General features: G+C 42.1%; 18 protein-coding genes and 1 pseudogene. 12 read left to right on the top strand and 7 right to left on the bottom strand.

The window, feature by feature from the left end:
- From C9J40_RS04485 to C9J40_RS04495, 3 genes and pseudogenes are all read left to right on the top strand, one after another.
- A pseudogene (locus tag C9J40_RS04485) lies at positions 1 to 412 on the top strand (anaerobic C4-dicarboxylate transporter family protein); the annotation flags it as partial.
- A 385-nt stretch (positions 413 to 797) separates the two neighbouring features.
- On the top strand, positions 798 to 2,039 hold the full coding sequence (gene codB / locus C9J40_RS04490; protein WP_107206188.1) for a cytosine permease: 1,242 nt from the start codon (positions 798 to 800) through the stop codon (positions 2,037 to 2,039).
- 9 nt (positions 2,040 to 2,048) lie between these two features.
- The gene (locus C9J40_RS04495; RefSeq protein WP_107245914.1) at positions 2,049 to 3,326 is read left to right on the top strand and encodes a cytosine deaminase; all 1,278 of its coding nucleotides are present in this window, start codon (positions 2,049 to 2,051) and stop codon (positions 3,324 to 3,326) included.
- Positions 3,327 to 3,393: 67 nt separating this feature from the next.
- On the opposite strand, the gene C9J40_RS04500 is transcribed toward C9J40_RS04495, so the two are convergent.
- The 6 genes from C9J40_RS04500 to rne all read right to left on the bottom strand — a co-directional run bounded on the left by C9J40_RS04500 (position 3,394) and on the right by rne (position 11,702).
- The gene (locus tag C9J40_RS04500) at positions 3,394 to 3,828 is read right to left on the bottom strand and encodes a phosphate-starvation-inducible protein PsiE (protein ID WP_107206190.1); all 435 of its coding nucleotides are present in this window, start codon (positions 3,826 to 3,828) and stop codon (positions 3,394 to 3,396) included.
- A gap of 154 nt (positions 3,829 to 3,982) precedes the next feature.
- The gene (cobO, locus tag C9J40_RS04505; RefSeq protein ID WP_107206191.1) at positions 3,983 to 4,588 is read right to left on the bottom strand and encodes a cob(I)yrinic acid a,c-diamide adenosyltransferase; all 606 of its coding nucleotides are present in this window, start codon (positions 4,586 to 4,588) and stop codon (positions 3,983 to 3,985) included.
- 9 nt (positions 4,589 to 4,597) lie between these two features.
- Entirely contained in the window at positions 4,598 to 5,425 is an 828-nt protein-coding gene (locus C9J40_RS04510) for an adenosylcobinamide-GDP ribazoletransferase (RefSeq protein ID WP_107245916.1), read from the bottom strand.
- A complete protein-coding gene (gene cobT, locus C9J40_RS04515; protein ID WP_107245917.1) occupies positions 5,422 to 6,450 on the bottom strand; it encodes a nicotinate-nucleotide--dimethylbenzimidazole phosphoribosyltransferase in 1,029 nt (342 codons plus the stop codon). The genes C9J40_RS04510 and cobT overlap by 4 nt, the downstream gene beginning before the upstream one ends.
- 160 nt (positions 6,451 to 6,610) lie before the next feature.
- Positions 6,611 to 8,167, bottom strand: a complete 1,557-nt coding sequence (locus tag C9J40_RS04520) for a SulP family inorganic anion transporter (RefSeq protein ID WP_107206194.1) — start codon at positions 8,165 to 8,167, stop codon at positions 6,611 to 6,613.
- 241 nt (positions 8,168 to 8,408) lie between these two features.
- Positions 8,409 to 11,702, bottom strand: coding sequence for a ribonuclease E (rne, locus tag C9J40_RS04525; RefSeq protein ID WP_107245919.1), 3,294 nt, complete (start codon positions 11,700 to 11,702; stop codon positions 8,409 to 8,411).
- A gap of 436 nt (positions 11,703 to 12,138) precedes the next feature.
- Here rne and rluC point away from each other — a divergent pair, with 436 nt between their 5' ends.
- On the top strand, positions 12,139 to 13,083 hold the full coding sequence (rluC, locus tag C9J40_RS04530) for a 23S rRNA pseudouridine(955/2504/2580) synthase RluC (protein ID WP_107206469.1): 945 nt from the start codon (positions 12,139 to 12,141) through the stop codon (positions 13,081 to 13,083).
- Positions 13,084 to 13,160: 77 nt separating this feature from the next.
- On the opposite strand, the gene C9J40_RS04535 is transcribed toward rluC, so the two are convergent.
- Positions 13,161 to 13,742: a nucleoside triphosphate pyrophosphatase gene (locus C9J40_RS04535; protein WP_107206196.1), complete on the bottom strand. Its 582-nt coding sequence runs from the start codon at positions 13,740 to 13,742 to the stop codon at positions 13,161 to 13,163.
- A 459-nt stretch (positions 13,743 to 14,201) separates the two neighbouring features.
- Here C9J40_RS04535 and yceD point away from each other — a divergent pair, with 459 nt between their 5' ends.
- The 8 genes from yceD (at position 14,202) to fabF (ending at position 20,438) form a co-directional block, all read left to right on the top strand.
- Entirely contained in the window at positions 14,202 to 14,720 is a 519-nt protein-coding gene (gene yceD / locus C9J40_RS04540; protein ID WP_005368721.1) for a 23S rRNA accumulation protein YceD, read from the top strand.
- A gap of 20 nt (positions 14,721 to 14,740) precedes the next feature.
- On the top strand, positions 14,741 to 14,911 hold the full coding sequence (gene rpmF / locus C9J40_RS04545; protein ID WP_005368719.1) for a 50S ribosomal protein L32: 171 nt from the start codon (positions 14,741 to 14,743) through the stop codon (positions 14,909 to 14,911).
- Between the two features lie 9 nt (positions 14,912 to 14,920).
- On the top strand, positions 14,921 to 15,946 hold the full coding sequence (gene plsX / locus C9J40_RS04550) for a phosphate acyltransferase PlsX (protein ID WP_199187011.1): 1,026 nt from the start codon (positions 14,921 to 14,923) through the stop codon (positions 15,944 to 15,946).
- A gap of 5 nt (positions 15,947 to 15,951) precedes the next feature.
- A complete protein-coding gene (locus C9J40_RS04555) occupies positions 15,952 to 16,908 on the top strand; it encodes a beta-ketoacyl-ACP synthase III (protein WP_107206198.1) in 957 nt (318 codons plus the stop codon).
- A gap of 120 nt (positions 16,909 to 17,028) precedes the next feature.
- Positions 17,029 to 17,958, top strand: a complete 930-nt coding sequence (fabD, locus tag C9J40_RS04560; RefSeq protein ID WP_107245920.1) for an ACP S-malonyltransferase — start codon at positions 17,029 to 17,031, stop codon at positions 17,956 to 17,958.
- A 26-nt stretch (positions 17,959 to 17,984) separates the two neighbouring features.
- Positions 17,985 to 18,719, top strand: a complete 735-nt coding sequence (gene fabG, locus C9J40_RS04565; protein ID WP_107206200.1) for a 3-oxoacyl-ACP reductase FabG — start codon at positions 17,985 to 17,987, stop codon at positions 18,717 to 18,719.
- 157 nt (positions 18,720 to 18,876) lie between these two features.
- The gene (gene acpP / locus C9J40_RS04570) at positions 18,877 to 19,110 is read left to right on the top strand and encodes an acyl carrier protein (RefSeq protein WP_005368712.1); all 234 of its coding nucleotides are present in this window, start codon (positions 18,877 to 18,879) and stop codon (positions 19,108 to 19,110) included.
- Between the two features lie 89 nt (positions 19,111 to 19,199).
- Positions 19,200 to 20,438 (top strand): beta-ketoacyl-ACP synthase II, encoded by a 1,239-nt coding sequence (gene fabF / locus C9J40_RS04575; RefSeq protein ID WP_107245922.1) that lies wholly within the window; start codon positions 19,200 to 19,202, stop codon positions 20,436 to 20,438.
- Positions 20,439 to 20,468 lie beyond the last annotated feature (30 nt).

Below are 20,468 nucleotides of genomic sequence, written 5' to 3' on the forward strand. Positions count from 1 at the left end.
TTCGCTGTGCGAGTTACAGAGCGTATTCTACGTAGCAATCCAAAGCGTGTGACTATCGTAGGTCTATTAGTCTCTTACGTGATGACATTCATGCTAGGTATTGGTTACGCAGTGTACTCATTATGCCAATCATTGGTGATGTTGCCTTGAAAGATGGCATTCGTCCTGAGCGACCTTGGTCGGTACGTTATTACTGTCACTGCATAGCTTGCGTCGAGGTAAAGAAATCGCTGATGATCCTGAGTATCAACGTCGTTTAAACGATCCTGTTTGGCGCGATCAAATTCTTCATACGACTTCAACATCATTAAATGAAGAGTTACCTAAAACTGCAATGCATGCGGTGATACTTTTAATTTTAGTGTTAATCATGATTGTCATTGTCGCGATGGTGTCGGAAATTCGTACTATTGGTGTTGTATCAGCTTGCTGTATTGGTTATGCCATTGCACAAGTGCTTATTTAATAAGAGGTTATGATATTTTAAAGGTATCCGATGGGTCCCTTTTTTTATTAAAGATTGCCTTAAAATATTACCGCTGAATTATAGATTCCCATAAAGCATGATTAATTTGTAAATTGAATAATTAATGTTGAGCTGATAATTAAGTGTTTCAAATTGTACGATCTAATTCTTATGTTTTGTATTTAACTTTTTGTATTTAAATGTTTTTATTGTTTATTAGTTATTTTTCGATTGTTTGTTTGAATTTATTGTTCTTGATTGCTTTTTTATTATCAGCATAATGCGCGCCGTTTAACTTGGATTTACGAATTTATTCATATCGGAGATGAAAATGGCTGCTGATAATAATTACAGTTTAGGGCCTGTACCCCTTACTGCTCGAAAGGGTGTCGCTTCACTGACAATGGTCATGTTAGGTCTCACTTTTTTCTCCGCCAGTATGTGGACAGGTGGTTCACTTGGTACTGGACTTTCATTTGACGACTTCTTCCTTGCTGTTCTCATCGGCAATCTTATCCTCGGTATTTACACTTCTTTTCTTGGCTATATCGGTGCTTCCACCGGACTCTCTACTCATCTTCTTGCTCGTTTTTCTTTTGGTACTAAAGGCTCATGGCTACCGTCTGCATTGCTTGGCGGTACACAAGTTGGCTGGTTCGGTGTGGGGGTTGCAATGTTTGCGATCCCTGTTCATAAAGCCACTGGCATTGATACCAATGTATTAATTGTCGTATCCGGTATATTGATGACGGTTACTGTGTACTTTGGTATGTCGGCATTAATGATCCTATCAGCCATTGCTGTACCTGCAATTGCAGTGTTAGGTAGTTATTCTGTAGCTGGGGCTGTTGAAAGTATTGGTGGTGTTGATCAATTAAAGATGATGAAGCCTGTCGATCCTATCGATTTTCCGGTTGCACTGGCGATGGTTGTTGGCTCGTTTGTGAGTGCGGGAACGTTAACCGCAGATTTTGTTCGCTTTGGTAAGAAGCCTAAATCAGCAGTACTCGTGACCATGGTTGCTTTCTTCTTAGGTAATTCTCTGATGTTTATCTTTGGCGCAGCAGGTGCTGCAGTAACAGGGCATTCTGATATTTCTGAAGTGATGATTGCACAAGGGTTGTTGATCCCTGCCATTATCGTATTAGGTCTTAATATTTGGACGACTAATGATAATGCGCTTTATGCTTCAGGCTTAGGCTTTGCAAATATCACTGGATTGCCGAGTAAGTATTTGTCAGTCGTGAATGGTTTGATCGGCACACTTTGTGCGCTATGGCTTTATAACAATTTTGTGGGTTGGCTAACATTCCTATCCTTAGCGATTCCACCGATTGGCGGCGTGATCATTGCGGATTTCTTTATCAATCGTAAGCGCTACCAAGATTTTACTAAAGCAGAGTTTAAAACGGTTAATTGGGCTGGCATGTTAGCGATTACTGTCGGTGTTGCGGCAGGGCATTTCTTGCCAGGTATCGTACCTGTGAATGCGGTGTTAGGTGGTGCGATAAGCTACGTGCTATTAAACACAGTAATGAATAAAAAGACACATGCAGTAAAGCAAGTGGCGTAAGGGAAAATGATGACAAGTTTATTGATTAATAATGCGACGTTGCAAAATGAAACAGGCTTAAAGCAAATTCTGATTGAGAATGGTGTTTTTACACAAATTGTAGATAACCATACCATCACAGATCACCAAGGTGAGACGCTAGATGCTGCTGGTGGCTTAGTGGTAACGCCATTTTGTGAGCCACATATTCATTTAGATACCACGCAAACAGCAGGTGAGCCGAGCTGGAATATTTCAGGAACCTTATTCGAGGGCATTGAGCGTTGGGCTGAGCGTAAGCAGTTACTTTCGATTGAAGATGTAAAAACACGTGCTAAGCAGACCTTGAAGTGGCAAATCGCTAACGGTGTTCAGCATGTACGTACTCATGTGGATGTTTCCGATCCGACGTTGATTGCATTAAAAGCGATGCTTGAAGTACGTGAAGAAATGAAGCCTTGGGTGGATATTCAGATTGTCGCTTTCCCACAAGAAGGGATTTTGTCTTACCCCAACGGTAAAGAGCTACTTGAACAAGCAGTACAACTTGGTGCTGATGTTATCGGTGCTATTCCACACTTTGAATTTACTCGTGAATACGGTGTGGAATCGCTGCATTACGTGTTTGAATTAGCACGTAAATATGATCGATTGATCGATGTGCATTGTGATGAAATTGATGATGAACAGTCACGTTTTGTTGAAACAGTAGCCGCACTGGCACATAAATATAATATGGGCGAGAAAGTCACAGCAAGCCATACCACTGCAATGGGGTCTTATAATGGTGCTTACGCATCACGCTTGTTCCGCTTATTACGTATGTCAGGGATTAACTTTGTTGCTAACCCATTAGTGAATATTCACCTACAAGGGCGTTTTGATGATTATCCTAAACGTCGTGGTGTAACACGTGTTAAAGAGATGCTAGGGGCTGATATCAACGTATGCTTTGGTCATGATGATGTGTTTGATCCTTGGTATCCGCTAGGTACAGCCAACATGCTACAAGTGCTTCATATGGGTCTGCATGTATGCCAAGTGATGGGGTATGAGCAAATCAATCAATCGTTAGATTTGATCAGCAAAAACTCAGCACGCACCTTAAACATTCAAGATAATTACGGCATTGAAGTGGGTAAGCCGGGCAGTTTATTGGTTTTACCTGCAGAGAATGGTTTTGATGCGGTGCGTCGCCAAGTGCCAGTTCAATACTCAGTGCGTCACGGTAAAGTGATCGCCCAAACTCAACCTGCAGAAACGCAAATTCATTTAGATGAAACAGAACGTGTTACCTTTAAACGCTAATTAGTTTAAAAGATAGCAATAGAGAAAAGGCACGATAGAGTGCCTTTTTGATATTCAAATTATAATATTAGCTATCTGCTTGTTTTTTGCTTGGATCCTCTGGCGTGTCATAAGGCCAGTAATGATGGCCGATACGAATAAGTACTGTTGCTGCAGCTAACACAAATGCAGCTAGCGATAGCCAAATAATAACCGTGCCATCTAATTCTTTCATTCCCAGGGTGATGTAGCGAGCAATCGCCATTATTGCAATATAGATAGGATAACGAACTGGAATTTTACCATTAACAACAAATTGTTGAACCATGGCTAATATTTCCAAATAGATGAACATTAAAAGAATGTCCGTTAGTAGAATATTTCTCTCTACGATGACATGTATAAATTCATTAAACATGGCAACGACGGTAGAAAGTGTTATCCCCACCAAAAGAATGGCTTCTAAGGTATGAAATATTTTAAGAAAAGGTTTGCTAAACGCTTTTGGTAAATGGGACGGCATAATTGCTCCAAAAATAGCATTACTGGCTGATAAGCATGTGGCTATTATATGAAGCTATAGACTCTGTGATAGTAATAAATGTAAAAAATTAATTGGTTGTTGGTTATTTAGCCATTAAAAGTAAGGTTTATTACTTTTAATGGCTTATTCGCATTTACCAATCAATCCCTTTTCGCGCTTTTATTCCGCTTTCAAAGGCATGCTTAACATTACGCACTTCTGAGACAGTATCGGCAATTTCGAGTAATTGTCGGTGTGCAGCTCGTCCTGTAATGATCACCGATTGTGTTGTAGGACGCTTTTCTATAGCCTCAATTACGTCATCTAACGCAATATAATCATAGGTAATCATATAAGTCAGCTCATCGAGTAATACAACATCATAGCTATCATCAGCTAGCATTGCTTTACATTGTTGCCATGTTTCTTTTGCAGCGGCGGTATCGGCTGCTTTATTTTGGGTTTCCCATGTAAATCCAGTCGCCATGACTGCAAAGTTGACACCGTGTTGCGCTAGTAAATTACGCTCACCACAATCCCATGTGCCTTTTATAAATTGTCCGACACCACAGCGCTGACCATGACCGACGGCTCGCGCAATCATGCCAAACCCTGAAGTAGATTTTCCTTTACCATTGCCAGTGATTACCAGAACCAGTCCTTTTTCGTGTTGGGCGGCATCAATACGAGCATCGACTTGCTCTTTTAATTTTTGCTGACGCGCCTTATGGCGATCATCCTTGTTGGTTGTATCTATCATCTGAAATCCTTAAAAATGATAATGGTTCGCAAAGGTTAATAATGTCAGGTATCCGGCTATCTCTGCAAGTTGTTGTGTCGCTCCTAAACAATCACCGGTATATCCACCGAGTTGATGGTTGAACCAATAGCCACAACTTTGGCGAATCAAGATGGTTGTTATAAGACAACTTAATGCAAGAGATAGCGGTAATATTGAAAGTACTAGTATTGCTGTTGTTAGTAATATCCCAATATCGAGTAAAGATTGCTGATTGGCTAAAGGTTTAACCTTACTATCCTGATCTGCGCGAACATAAGGGTAAGAGAAGATAATACTTGCTGCAGCGACTCGGCTTATACAATGAATAACAATGAAGGCATAAACAGGGAAGTAGAGGTTTATATCAGCCAATGAGACCAGTGCAATCCATTTTAAACCTAATGCCATGACTAGTGCAGAAGCGCCATATGTACCTAGGCGAGAATCTTTCATTATGTTGAGCTTTGATTCAACCGTCCAACCACCACCAAAGCCGTCAAATACATCAGCCAGTCCATCTTCATGGAAAGCTCCCGTGATTAACAGACCTGAAATCATTGCAATACCAATCGCAATTGTAGGGGGAAAAAGCAGAATAAATAATAGGTATATTAAGCTACATATTGCTCCCACAATAAGACCAATAACACCAAAGTAGCGATTGGCATGATTTAATCGCTCAGTACTAAATGGAGTACTGGTTGGTATAGGAATACGAGTGAAAAAGGCTAATGCGACTAAAAAGAGTTGCCATTGATATCGATAGCCACTTTCCGTGAGTGATGCTTTGCTCTGTGTTTGATGATCGGTGCTCACACAGTAACTCCTGCATCATCAAAACTCGCCATATCATTGTAAAAGGCACACGCAGCGTTAATTAAAGGCAATGCTAATACAGCACCAGTCCCTTCACCTAAACGTAAGCCTAAGTTAAGTAATGGCGAGGCATTAAGATGTTGAAGCATACGATGATGTCCGGCTTCCTCTGAATGATGACAGAAAACAAGGTAATCGATAACATTAGGGTTAATTGCAACAGCCAGCAAGGCTGCTGCTGTTACAATGAAGCCATCAACCAATACAATCATTCGGTTTTCAGCCGCTTGTAGTATACCGCCTGTGATTTGTGCAACTTCAAACCCACCAACAGCGGATAACACTTTTAACGGATCGCCTGTCGCACTATAGTGATGTTTGCAGGCAAGACGAATAAGCGCTAATTTTTTTTGATATTGGCTGTCATCAATACCTGTACCATGCCCTGTGCATGCATCAGCAGGAAGATTAAGCAGCAATGCCATAATTGCGGCAGCACTACTGGTATTGCCTATCCCCATTTCCCCAAACGCAACAAGGTTGGTACCTGATTGATGCAGCGAATCAACAACGCTCGCTCCTGCGGATATTCCTTGTTGCACGGTATCAAGCGACATTGCATTCTGAGTGGTAAAATCTTGAGTGCCTTTGCCTAATGGCTGTCTGATTAAATCTGGATGGTCATTAACATCGCCTAAAATCCCGGCGTCAACAATTTTAAGCGCCATATTATTGCTATGACAAAAACAGTTCGCTGCCGCACCGCCGGCTAAAAAATTATGGACCATTTGGGTGGTGACTTCTGCGGAAGCAATACTTATTCCATGTTGTGAAATGCCATGATCTGCCGCGAAAATAAGTAGATGAGGATTATCGATGGTCAGTCTATCGCTTTGTTGTATTAATGCGAGTTGTTCAGCAAGTGGTTCTAATTGGCCTAACGCACCAATGGGCTTCGTTTTATTATCAATGCGTTTTTTAATGTGGACAGATTGAGTTTTATCTACAGGATAAATGGTAAACACAGTGCGAATCCTTTGCCGAATGTTTGAAATATTAATCACTTAATACAGTGATTGTTTCAGAAAACCTGACATAAGGGGAGCCGGAATGAGAAAAACAAACGTAAAATATGATCTACAGGTAGAAAAAAGCCCACCTTGTCAGTGGGCTTGTTAATATCTCTTAGCCGAGTACGTCAGAAGCAACTTTATAGGTTGGATCTTCAAGAACATTCACTTCAACCAACGTTCCTGCTTTTTTCAGCAGCTTACTGCACTCAGGGCTTAAGTGACGCAAATGAATGGTTTTATTACGATTAGCATAACGTTCTGCAATCGTATCTATCGCTTCGATAGCGGAATGATCGGCAACACGTGATTTAGCAAAATCAATGATCACTTCTTTTGGATCATTTTGAGCATCAAATAACTCAAGAAAATGTGATACTGAACCAAAGAAAAGTGGACCATTTACTTGGTAAACTTTTGCACCATTATCATCAATGTGGCTTGCGGCATAAATTTCTTTAGCGTGATTCCAAGCAAATACGAGTGCAGAGTAAATAACACCGACAAGTACAGCAACCGCGAGATCTGCAATTACCGTCACGCAAGTTACTAAGATAATGGTAAAGAAATCGTGCTTTGGCACTTTACGCATCATTTTGAAACTTGCCCATTCAAACGTCCCGATCACAACCATAAACATTACGCCAACAAGCGCAGCAAGTGGGATCATTTCAATAAATGATGAACCGAATAAGATGAACAGTAGAAGGCCAATGGCTGCTGTAATACCGGATAAACGACCACGACCACCTGAGTTAATATTGATCATTGATTGACCAATCATGGCACAACCACCCATCGCACCGAATACTGAACAAGTAACGTTTGCAACACCTTGACCAACACACTCACGGTTACCATGACCACGTGTATTTGTCATTTCATCAATCACAGTTAGCGTTAGTAATGATTCGATTAAACCAACCGCAGCAAGGATTAATGAGTAAGGCAAAATAATTTTTAGGGTTTCTAGGTTAAAGCCAACATCCGGTAAAGCGAATGTTGGTAAAGAGCCTGCCAGTGTTGCATTTGCGTCACCACTCATGGTACGAACAAAATCGACGACAGTGCGAGAGTCTAAACCTAAGACATGAACTAATGCTGTAACAGTTAAAATGGCAACAAGTGAAGAGGGAACTGCTTTAGTTAGTTTTGGTAAAAAATGAATGATAAACATGGTTAACGCAACCAAGCCTAACATGATGTAAAGCTGTGTGCCGTGCATCCATTCTAAGCCACCATTAAGAGCCGGAACTTTGAACTGACCTAACTGAGCTAAGAAAATTACAATCGCAAGACCGTTAACAAAACCGATCATGACAGGGTGAGGAACCATTCGAATAAATTTACCAAGACGGAACACCCCCGCTAGGATCTGAAGTAAACCTGCAAGCATGACGGCAGCAAAAAGATATTGAATACCGTGCTGGGCAACAAGGCTAACCATCACAACGGCCATTGCACCTGTAGCACCAGAAATCATACCTGGGCGACCACCGAAAACGGCAGTAATTAAACCGACAATGAAGGCTGCGTATAAGCCAACCATCGGGTCAACGCCAGCAACGAATGCGAAAGCAACGGCTTCAGGAACCAGTGCAAGTGCAACGGTTAAACCTGAAAGTACGTCGTTCTTGACGGATTGATGAGTTTTTTGGGGAAAATCTAACATGTTAGTTGAGGATTCTTCTATTATTTGCTGTATTTAAAGCGCATTTTGGTTAACAGAATGCTACAGAAAGTTGTAATTAGCTTCAACTTTTGTTGGCTAATAACGGCATTTACTCCGCTTACAAGTGAAAAATTAGAGCTATATGTAATTATTAAACATAAAGTGCGCTGGTTTTGACTCATAATTAGATAATAAAAAAAGCCATGCAAGAGCATGGCTTTTTCATTGCTAAACTTAACTTTTAGTCAAAAGAGGGTTTAGTCATTGGTGCTGTAGCACTGTTTGTTGCTGTTTGGCTACCCGCTGCACGTGTATTGGTACGCTCGCGTAATGGTGCCGCTTGAACAACAGAGCCTGAAACATGCTCTTCAGGTGCTGGCGCTTTTGTCATTGCAGAAGCAGCATGGAAACCACGAGGTGAGGTTGCCATTACCGCCGTTGCTACAGCAGGTAAATCAACAACTGGAGTTACAGGTGATTTCATTTCAACTGTCTCTTCTGTTTTGATCACCGGAGCTGCGACTTCTTCGACAATAATAGGTTGCTCGATCACTTGTTCTTCAGCAGGCTCAGACTTTATTTCTACTGTTGTTTCTTCTGCTGTAAAGCGTGGGAAGACTTTACCCATCGCCATTTCAGGAATAGCAACACCAGAAAGTGTCGTTGTTTCAACTGCAACTACTTCAGATTTAGCTTCTACTACTGGTGCATTAATGATGATGTCATTTGTTTCAACTTCATCAATCACATCTGCAGCATCGACTTTCTCTTCTGTGATGTTTTTCTCAACAGGTGCTTCAACGGCTGGTTTGATACGAGACCAAACTTTGCCCATTGCCATTTCAGGAATTGCAACCCCTGAAGTAGGACGCATTGTTTTTGGTTTCTCAACGATAGAAACAACATTGACCATCTCGCTAATACTATCAGCAGCATCAATAGCTGCCTGCTCAATAGCATTTGCTTCTTCATTGGTAACAAAGTCAGATTTCTCTACGCGTGTATCACGCATACGGCGACGGCGTTGACCACTTGCACGTAAGTGACGTGGTGAGCGGCGATTACGGCGTTGAGTGCCTTCTTGCTCTTCATTATCAGCTTGCTCGTCAGTCACACCCTGAGTTTGTTCAGGTTTGTCTTGTGCTTCTTTAGCAATGCTAGTTCCCAATGCCATTAATGGTGATGGTGTTTGCTCTACAGCAGTTTCAACAGCTTCAACTTTTTCGACAGCATCAACGGTTGCATTTTGTTGTTCAACTGATTTTTCAACATTATCTGTGATACGTACTTTTTTACGAAGTTGACGACGCTGGCGGCGTTGTTTCACTTTTACCGCTTTTTCTTCGCTATCACGTTGTGCATCAACAGGCTGTTCAGTTGTTGCTTTTGCTGTTTGCTCGTCTTGTTGTTGACGTTGCTGTTTTTGCGCTTGAATTTCTTCTTTACGAGACTGACGCTTCTGCTCTTTCACTTCATCGTTATTACGGTTTTGGCGAGGAGCTTTGGCAGCCTTATCGTTTTGCTGTTGACGGTTTTTGTCATTACGGTCATTGCGGCGACGATTTTGGCGTTGCTCGTTATTACGTTCTTGACGCTCGTCATTGTTCTCAACATCGTTGTTATCACGACTGTTGTCACGGTTATTACGACGGTTGTTATCACGACTGTTGTCACGGTTATTACGACGGTTGTCAGAACGATCGTTGCGACGATTATTGTTGCGACGATTATTTTGATTGTTGTTTTGTTCTGTTTTTGCTTCAACAGGTTTCTCTTGTTGCTGTTCAGGGCTACCAGAGAAGAATGACGCTAATACAGAGAAGAAGCGGCTCAACAGACCAGGTTTATTGGCTGATGCAGTGGCAGGCTTAGCCGTTACTTTTGGTGTCGGCTTAGTGGCAGGCGTTGCAACAGGTGCTGGTTGTTTTGGTGCAGTGAACCCTTGAAGTATTGGCTCTTCACGCTTTTTGATGACGCGCTCAGGTTGTGGTGCTTCAATGGCTTCTGCTTCTTTTAACGCTTCTAACGTTTTCGGAATATGGTAAGAAAGGGTGTCTTGCTCTTCACCTTCACGAATACGCAGAACTTCAAAGTGCGGCGTTTCCATATCAGAGTTAGGAACGATAACAACACGTACACCATGATACTTTTCAATGTGTTGAACTGATCGACGCTTCTCGTTTAAAAGGTACGAGGCAACAGGTACAGGTACAATAGCAAGTACTTGTGAGCTGTTATCTTTAAGCGCTTCTTCTTCAATCAGTCGTAAGATTGATAGTGATAGTGATTCATTGTCACGTACAACACCAGTACCTGAACAACGAGGACAAACATGGTGGCTTGCTTCTGCAAGAGAAGGGCTTAAACGTTGACGAGACATTTCAAGTAGACCAAAACGTGAGATTCGACCGATTTGAACTCGTGCGCGATCCATACGAACAGCTTCACGTAAACGGTTTTCAACTTCACGTTGGTGGCGAACAGGTGTCATATCAATAAAATCGATAACAACCAGACCACCTAAGTCACGTAGACGTAATTGACGCGCAATTTCATCAGCAGCTTCTAAGTTTGTCTGTAATGCTGTTTCTTCAATATCGCCGCCCTTCGTTGCGCGAGCAGAGTTGATATCGATAGACGTTAATGCTTCTGTTGGATCAATAACAACAGAGCCACCTGAAGGTAAACGAACTTCGCGCTGGAACGCAGAGTCAATTTGGCTTTCAATTTGGTAGTGGCTAAATAGTGGAACTTCCCCCTCGTAACGCTTCACGCGAGACAAGAAATCAGGACGAATTAATTTAATATGATCACGTGCGCGGTCAAAAATTTTCGGGCTATCGATAAGAATTTCACCGATGTCACGACGTAAATAATCGCGGATTGCACGAACAATCACATTACTTTCTTGGTGAATAAGAAACGGAGCTGATTGTGAATCGGCTGCTTCTTTTACTGCATTCCAGTGGTTTAGTAGAACGTTTAAATCCCACTCAAGCTCTTCACCTGATTTACCCACACCAGCTGTACGTACAATCAGACCCATACCTTGGGGTAAGTCTAATGTGCTTAATGCAGCTTTAAGTTGGGTACGCTCTTCACCTTCGATACGGCGAGAAATACCGCCAGCACGAGGGTTGTTAGGCATTAAAACAAGATAACTGCCAGCTAGAGAGATAAAAGTAGTAAGGGCTGCGCCTTTGTTTCCGCGTTCTTCTTTATCAACTTGAACGATAACTTCTTGGCCTTCTTTTAGGACTTCCTTGATATTAGGACGACCTTGGTAAGAATAATTGGCAGGGAAGTAATCTTTCGCAACTTCTTTAAGAGGAAGGAAACCATGACGCTCAGCACCATAATCAACGAACGCTGCTTCCAGACTTGGTTCGATGCGTGTGATGCGGCCTTTGTAGATATTTGCTTTTTTAGATTCGTGACCAGGGCTTTCGATATCAAGATCAAATAGCTTTTGGCCATCAACTAATGCGACGCGCAACTCTTCCTTCTGAGTTGCGTTAATCAACATTCTTTTCATTATATTGTACTCATTTATTGTCGTTGTATTAGTACGCTAGTTACATCTGTTTTTTGATGGCGCCGGACTCCAAGTCTGATGTACGGTTGCAACCTCACGGTTGGAATGCAGGAGTGCTTTCTGGCCACACTTATCAGCCAACTGTATGTGAGATGGTTAGATCTAAAAAATACAGCTGGTATCACCACATTGAAGTGGTTGTATCTGTCACATCAAAAAAAAATGTAATTTGACGCACTAAAAAAAACTCCGATAACCCTAACGTCTTACGCCATTTGCTGCGTTGATTATCTGAGTTGTATAAAAAATAGCCATAAAGATGATTATATGCTCATCTTGTCAATGAAGTAGACAAAAAAACCTACCTCAGCACACAATGATAGCAGGCTCACTTTTTTGCGGCAATCTGCTTTATTTGCATGATACAATCAAACCTATGACAGAAGATAAACCTAAAGTGCAATTCATCGACATTAGCGATGACTTTGCAGGCCAGCGGATTGATAATTTTCTCCGCGCTAGGCTTAAAAACGTACCAAAAAGTATGATTTACCGCATTTTGCGTAAAGGCGAGGTGCGAGTAAACAAAAAACGTATTAAACCTGAATATAAATTGCAGGATGGTGATCTAGTACGCGTACCGCCGGTTTTTGTTCCTGAAAAAGAAGAACAAGCGCCAGTCAGTACCAAGTTGAATAAAGTCGCTGAATTAGAGCATTGCATCATCTATGAAGATGATCATATGTTAATTCTGAATAAACCATCAGGGACAGCAGTTCATGGCGGCAGTGGCTTAAAATTTGGGGCTATTGAAGCATTACGAGCGTTACGCCCTGATGCGCGATTTTTGGAACTCGTTCACCGAATTGACCGTGATACCTCGGGCATTTTGTTAGTGGCAAAGAAGCGTTCAGCTCTTCGTCAATTGCAAGAGCAATTTAGAAATAAAACGGTGCAGAAATATTACTTCGCTTTAGTAATGGGGGAATGGAAAGCGAATTGCCGAAAAGTCACTGCACCTTTGTTAAAAAATGAAGTAAACAGCATTGTACGTGTTAACCCACAAGGTAAAGCATCCGATACGCGTTTTAAAGTATTAGAGCGATTCTCACAGGCAACATTGGTACAAGCTAGCCCTGTAACGGGTCGTACGCATCAGATCCGTGTGCATTGTCAGTATGAAGGCCATCCTATTGCTTGGGATGATCGATATGGTGATCCACGTTTTGATGCTTACACTAAAAAAACAGGTTTAGGGCGTTTGTTCCTTCATGCTGCAAATATCAAATTTACGCATCCAAGTACGGATGAAGCGATGGATATTAGCGCGCCAATGGAACCGGTTTTAGAACGTTGTTTGGAAAAGCTACGTCAAATGTAACCAAAGTGAAAGGCGAGGAAATCGTCTCGCCTTTTGTTTTGCACGACTTTTTTTTCACGAATGTTAGTGAGTAAGTCTTATAAGACCGAAACGCCCTCATTAGCTAACATCTCAGTTAATGCAATTAAAGGTAATCCTACGAGCGTGTTAGGGTCACGCCCTTCAAGTTTATCAAATAGTGCAATTCCTAAACCTTCACTTTTAAAACTCCCTGCACAATACAAAGGTTGCTCTTTCCTCACGTAATTTTCAATTTGTTGTGGCGTAAGTGTTTTAAAGTGAACATGAAAAGGTTCACAAATGACTTGTGTTGATTGTGTTTTTGCATTGTAAACACATAGCCCTGTGTAAAAGGTAATGGTTTTTCCACTTGCGGCTTGTAATTGCTTACAAGCATTTTCTTCAGTATGGGGTTTGCCTAAGATTTTCCCATCAATCACACAAACTTGATCTGATCCTATAATAAGAGAATCTGGGTAAGTGCTGGCACAAGCTTTGGCTTTTAATTGTGCAAGTCGACAGACTAACTCTTGGGCAGATTCTGTGGCTAATGCCGTCTCATCAGTTTCAGGGCTTGCTGTTTCAAAAGGGATCGCTAACTTTTCGAGTAGCATTTTTCGGTAAGGGGAGGTTGATGCCAGTAATAATGGTTGTGTCATAACAATGTTCTACACATCTAGAATGAATTTTAATACAGCAATGATATAGCAAGTTTCACTATGATTGCTGCAACTTTTATTAGGATTATATTGAATTGAGATTGTTGTATTACGGTTGTTTCATTCCACAATTCGGTGTATGTTCCGCATAATTTGTTAGATCCCCAACGTGGCCAATGACGAGACTTATATTGATCAAAATATATGTGAGTTATTGACAGCGACTGCATATGATCATACGGCTATGTTAGTTGCTTTGTGCGTTATATTGGGTGTTATTTCATCGATTGTTCCGACACGATCAAGTGATTGAGTAGCAGACATTTAAACTTTTATTACTGAGATGTGGTGTCGAAGCGTTTTGTAATTTTCATCACAGCATGAGAATTGGTCAAAAGCTGTTAAATCACACACATTTCCTTTGACTCAAACAGACTATAAGGCTAATATTCGCGCCCTATGCAAAAGGTAAAATTGCCGCTAAAGGTAGATCCAGTACGTACAGCACAAAAAAGACTCGATTATGATGGCATCATCAAAGCCGATCTTTTGTCTCGCCTAGCTGAATCAACCCAGAGCGTAATAAGTGATGCAAACGTCAACTTGTCTTTTGACCTTGACCAACGTCGTATTCCTTTCATCCGCGGTATCGCAGATGTAGACGTGATGTTGACCTGCCAGCGATGTCAGGGAGAATTTCCACACCATATTCATGTGGAATTCTGTTATAGTCCGGTTCGCAACGAAGAAGCCGTAGATGAGTTACCGGAAGCCTATGAGCCGACAATCGTCGACGAAAATGGCGAGATCAACCTGATTCAACTTGTTGAAGACGAATTGATTCTGGAATTACCACAAGTCGCAATGCACGACGATGCTGATTGTAAAATTGGCTCGAAGAACATGTCTTTTGGTGAGATCCCCGTTGCTGATGAGCGTCCGAATCCGTTTGCAGTATTGAAAAATCTTAAGAGTTAAATTTAACAGGAGTAGGGTTAATGGCCGTACAAAAGAGCAAAAAATCACGTGCAGCACGTGGTATGCGTCGTTCACACGATGCCCTAACTACAGCAGCAGTTTCTGTAGATAAAGCATCTGGTGAGACTCACCTACGTCACCACGTGACAGCTGACGGTTTCTACCGTGGCCGCAAGGTTATCAACAAGTAAGGTTGAACCTTGATGGGTCTTACCGTTGCACTTGATGCAATGGGCGGGGATTTCGGTCCTCAAGTAACAGTGCCTGCCGCCGTGCAGGCACTGTTGCATTCGCCTGAGCTCAAACTTATTCTTTTTGGTGATCTAAGTGCAATCACTGCGCAGTTAACTCTCCTTAATAAGCTTAACCATCCTAGGCTAACGATCGTGCATTGCGATACCGTTATCGCTAACGAAACACGCCCATCACAAGCCCTTCGACATAGTAAAGGCTCATCTATGCGTATGGCATTAGATGCAGTTGCAGCAGGCCAAGCAGATGCATGTGTCAGTGCCGGTAATACTGGCGCCCTCATGGCATTATCACGCTTTGTGTTGAAACAACTTCCGGGGGTTGAGCGTCCTGCATTAATTTCAGCGATACCCAATCGTGGTGCAAATCCAACATGGCTCCTTGATCTTGGCGCGAATGTGTCTTGTGATGCTGATACTTTATTCCAGTTTGCAGTTATGGGCTCTGTTCTTGCTGAACAAACCTTAGGTACTACACCGCGTGTCGCATTATTAAATATTGGTGAAGAAGAGATCAAAGGTAATGATTTGGTTAAACGTTGTGCTGAAATGTTGATTCAATCTCCGGATATCAATTATGTTGGCTACGTTGAAGGTCACCAACTTTATTCAGATAAAGCCGATGTTATTGTGTGTGATGGTTTCGTTGGAAATGTGAGTTTAAAGACCAGTGAAGGGGTCGCAAACTTATTTATTGAACGGATAAAACATGCAATAGGTCGTAACCCTATTCGACGCATTATTGCTAAATGGCTGTTTAGTGAGCTCTTTGAAGGCTTGCAACAGTTGAACCCCGACCAGTATAACGGTGCAAGTCTGTTAGGATTGCGCGGTATTGTGGTGAAAAGCCATGGAAGTGCTGATACTGTCGCTTTTGCCAACGCGATAAGCGAAGCGGTTTACGAAGTTAAACGACAAATACCGAATAAAATCAGTGACCGTTTAGAAGAGGTCCTACTCGAGAGGCACTATTAGTCTTCATGAATAGCAAAATTCTAGGAACTGGCAGCTACCTGCCACAACAAGTACGCTCGAATGCGGACTTAGAAAAAATGGTAGAAACAAGCGATGAGTGGATTGTGACACGAACAGGTATTCGTGAGCGCCGTATTTCGTCTGAAGATGAAACTGTTGCCGTAATGGGCTACCAAGCCTCGTTAAAGGCAATTGAGATGGCGGGGATTGATAAAGAAGATATCGATCTGATCATTGTTGCCACCTCTAGCGCCAGTCACACATTTCCATCAGCAGCTTGCCAAGTGCAAGGTATGCTAGATATTAAAGGCTGTCCTGCATTTGATTTATCAGCGGCATGTACAGGCTTTGTTTATGCGTTAAGTGTTGCTGATCAGCATATCAAAACGGGTATGGCGAAAAATGTACTTGTTATCGGTTCTGATGCACTTTCTCATTGCTGTGATCCAGAGGATCGCTCAACCATTATTTTATTTGGTGATGCGGCGGGTGCGGTTGTGATTGGTGCGAGTGAAGAGCCTGGCATTATTTCAACGCATTTATATGCTGATGGCCATTTTGGTGGTTTATTAAGTCTCGCAGTACCAGAATATGGTAAAGATTTTGATGCTAACAAGTGGCTTTACATGGCAGGTAACGAAGTCTTTAAAGTAGCGGTAACCCAGTTATCGAACTTAGTGAAAAGTACGCTGGCTGAAAATAACATGGATAAGTCTGAGTTAGATTGGCTTGTACCTCACCAAGCAAATATGCGTATTATCTCAGCGACGGCGAAAAAATTATCAATGTCGATGGATCAAGTTGTGGTTACGCTTGATCGTCATGGTAATACGTCGGCTGCAACAGTCCCAACAGCATTAGATGAAGCGGTTCGTGATGGCCGTATTCAACGCGGTCAAACATTATTACTCGAAGCGTTTGGTGGCGGTTTTACTTGGGGCTCAGCATTAGTGAAGTTTTAATCAAGTGATTAAACATTACTGATTTGCTTTTATTTTTAGTGCATTAAAACTAATAAGCAATATATTAGTTTTAATGCATATTAATCGACTAATGATTAGTCAATAAAGAAGGATTCTCGAATGTCTAAGTTCGCGATTGTTTTCCCAGGTCAGGGCTCTCAAACCGTTGGTATGCTAGCTGAATTAGCAGAACAATTTGATGTGGTTAAAGAAACGTTCTCTGAGGCATCTGATGCGCTAGGTTACGATCTTTGGGCGTTAGTTCAAAACGGTCCAGCAGAAGATTTAAACCAAACACAACGCACTCAGCCTGCATTGTTAACAGCATCTGTTGCAATCTGGCGTGTATGGCAGCAGCAAGGTGGTGAACAACCAACGGTTCTTGCAGGTCACAGCCTAGGTGAATACTCAGCACTCGTATGTGCTGGTGTTATCGATTTTAAAGCAGCGGTTAAACTGGTTGAGCTACGCGGCCAACTTATGCAGGAAGCAGTACCGGCTGGTGTTGGTGCTATGTCTGCAATTATCGGCCTTGATAACGATGCAATTGCGAAAGCATGTGAGGAAGCGGCACAAGGTGAAGTTTGTTCTCCTGTCAACTTCAACTCACCAGGTCAAGTTGTTATTGCGGGTAATAAAGAAGCGGTAGAGCGTGCAAACGTATTATGTAAAGAAGCGGGCGCTAAACGTGCACTTCCTCTTCCTGTATCTGTGCCTTCTCACTGCGCATTGATGAAACCTGCGGCGGATAAACTTGCAGTAGCATTAGAAACTATCGCATTTAATGCACCGTCTGTACCTGTTATTAACAATGCTGACGTGGCAACAGAAACTGATCCTGCAGCAATCAAGTTTGCACTTGTTAAACAGCTATACAGCCCGGTACGTTGGACTGAATCAGTTGAGCGCATGGCTGCTGAAGGTATCGAAGAATTATTAGAAATGGGGCCTGGTAAAGTATTAACTGGTCTAACCAAGCGTATTGATCGCGCACTTAGCGGTGCTGCAGTTAATGATATTGCTTCATTAGAAGCGGCTGTGGCTAAGTAGTCATTAAGCTTTAAAGAGGATTTACAATGAGCCTGGAAGGTAAAGTTGCACTAGTTACAGGTGCAAGCCGTGGTATCGGCCGTGCAATTGCTGAAATTTTAGTAGAGCGTGGCGCAACAGTTATTGGTACTGCAACATCTGAAAGTGGTGCTGAAGCTATCAGTGCATATCTTGGTGATAAAGGTAAAGGTCTTGCTCTAAATGTGACGTCACCTGAGTCTATTGAATCAGTTTTAAAACAGATTAAAGCAGATTTTGGCGATGTTGACATTTTGGTGAACAATGCTGGTATCACTCGTGATAATCTATTGATGCGCATGAAAGATGATGAATGGCAAGATATCCTTGATACGAACCTAACATCTATCTTCCGCCTTTCTAAAGCGGTACTGCGTGCAATGATGAAAAAACGTAATGGTCGTATCATCAGTATTGGCTCTGTTGTGGGTACTATGGGTAATGCGGGTCAAACGAACTACGCAGCAGCAAAAGCTGGCCTATTAGGTTTCACAAAATCCATGGCACGCGAGGTAGCTTCTCGTGGTATTACAGTTAACGCAGTCGCTCCAGGTTTTATCGAAACAGATATGACTAAAGCGTTAAATGATGACCAACGAGCAGCAACACTTGCAAATGTACCTGCTGGTCGTTTAGGTGATCCGCGCGAAATTGCAGCAGCGGTTGCATTTTTAGCCTCAGATGATGCTGCTTACGTAACGGGCGAAACTTTGCACGTTAACGGCGGTATGTACATGATTTAATCAAAAGATTTGCAATACTTAATGACGCAAGTCAAACTGACCTAGTTTTATGATAAAATCGTGGTTTGACCAGCACTATGAGTGTTGCAACTTTTGTCGTAATGAATAAACTACAGCAAATCGCATTAGCGAATTCTTGTTAAGGAAATATATTAGTATGAGCAACATCGAAGAACGCGTAAAAAAAATCATCGTTGAGCAACTAGGCGTAGACGAAGCTGAAGTTAAAAACGAATCATCTTTCGTTGACGATCTAGGTGCAGACTCACTAGATACAGTTGAACTAGTAATGGCACTTGAAGAAGAATTCGATACAGAGATTCCAGACGAAGAAGCTGAAAAAATTACTACTGTTCAAGCTGCAATCGACTACGTAAACAGCGCACAGTAATATAAAAATGAATATATCCAGGCGGTCTTTATGACCGCCTGTTTTTTTTTAATTTCCTGTTTTATCCTCAATTCCCGGAGAAATTAATCGTGTCTAAGCGTCGTGTAGTTGTAACTGGCATGGGTATGCTTACCCCGGTTGGTAATTCTGTTGAATCTTCTTGGAAAGCTTTACAGTCAGGCACTAGTGGTATTAGTACTATCCAACATTTTGATGCAAGCGCATTTGCTACTCAATTTGCCGGCATGATCAAAGACTTCAATTGCGAAGATTACATGTCCAAGAAAGATGCACGCAAAATGGATTTATTCATTCAGTATGGCATTGCTGCTGGCGTACAAGCTTTCAAAGATTCAGGTATTGAAGTTACTGAAGAAAATGCAGCACGCATTGGCGTTGCTATCGGTTCTGGTATTGGTGGCTTAGGTCTAATTGAAGTTGGCCATCAAGCTTTAATGGAAAAAGGTCCGCGCAAAATTAGCCCGTTCTTTGTTCCTTCAACAATTGTAAATATGATCGCTGGACACATGTCTATCATGTACGGTCTACGTGGTCCAAATATCGCAATCTCTACCGCATGTACGACTGGCCTTCATAACATTGGTCATGCAGCGCGTATGATCGCTTACGGCGATGCAGATGCGATGGTTGCTGGTGGTGCAGAAAAAGCATCAACGCCATTAGGTATGGGCGGTTTCGCAGCAGCAAAAGCACTATCTACGCGTAACGACGATCCTCAAGCGGCTTCTCGTCCATGGGACCAAGATCGCGACGGTTTCGTACTAGGTGATGGTGCGGGTGTTATCGTGCTAGAAGAGTATGAACACGCAAAAGCACGTGGCGCTAAAATTTATGCTGAGCTTGTAGGCTTTGGTATGAGTGGTGACGCTTACCACATGACTTCACCAAGTGCAGATGGTTCAGGTGGCGCGCTAGCAATGGAAGCATGTATCCGTGATGCGGGTATTAATGCAGACCAAATTAGCTATATTAATGCGCATGGCACATCGACACCAGCAGGTGACGTTGCTGAAACATTAGGTATCAAGCGTGCTATGGGTAGCGCAGTTGATAACGTTATGGTTTCTTCAACAAAATCAATGACAGGTCATCTATTGGGTGCTGCAGGTTCTGTAGAATCAATCATCACTATTCTAAGCTTAGTAGATCAAGTGGTTCCACCAACAATTAACTTGGATAATCCAGGTGAAGGTTGTGATCTTGACTATGTTCCAGGTGAAGCCCGCCAAGCAAATCTAGAGTACGCATTGTGTAACTCATTTGGTTTTGGTGGTACTAACGGTTCTCTACTATTTAAGAAAATGTAGTTACATTTGCCTCTAAATAGCATCAGGAAA

Origin of the sequence: Photobacterium sp. GB-72, assembly GCF_003026095.1 — a bacterium.
In the GTDB taxonomy this organism is placed as follows: domain Bacteria; phylum Pseudomonadota; class Gammaproteobacteria; order Enterobacterales; family Vibrionaceae; genus Photobacterium.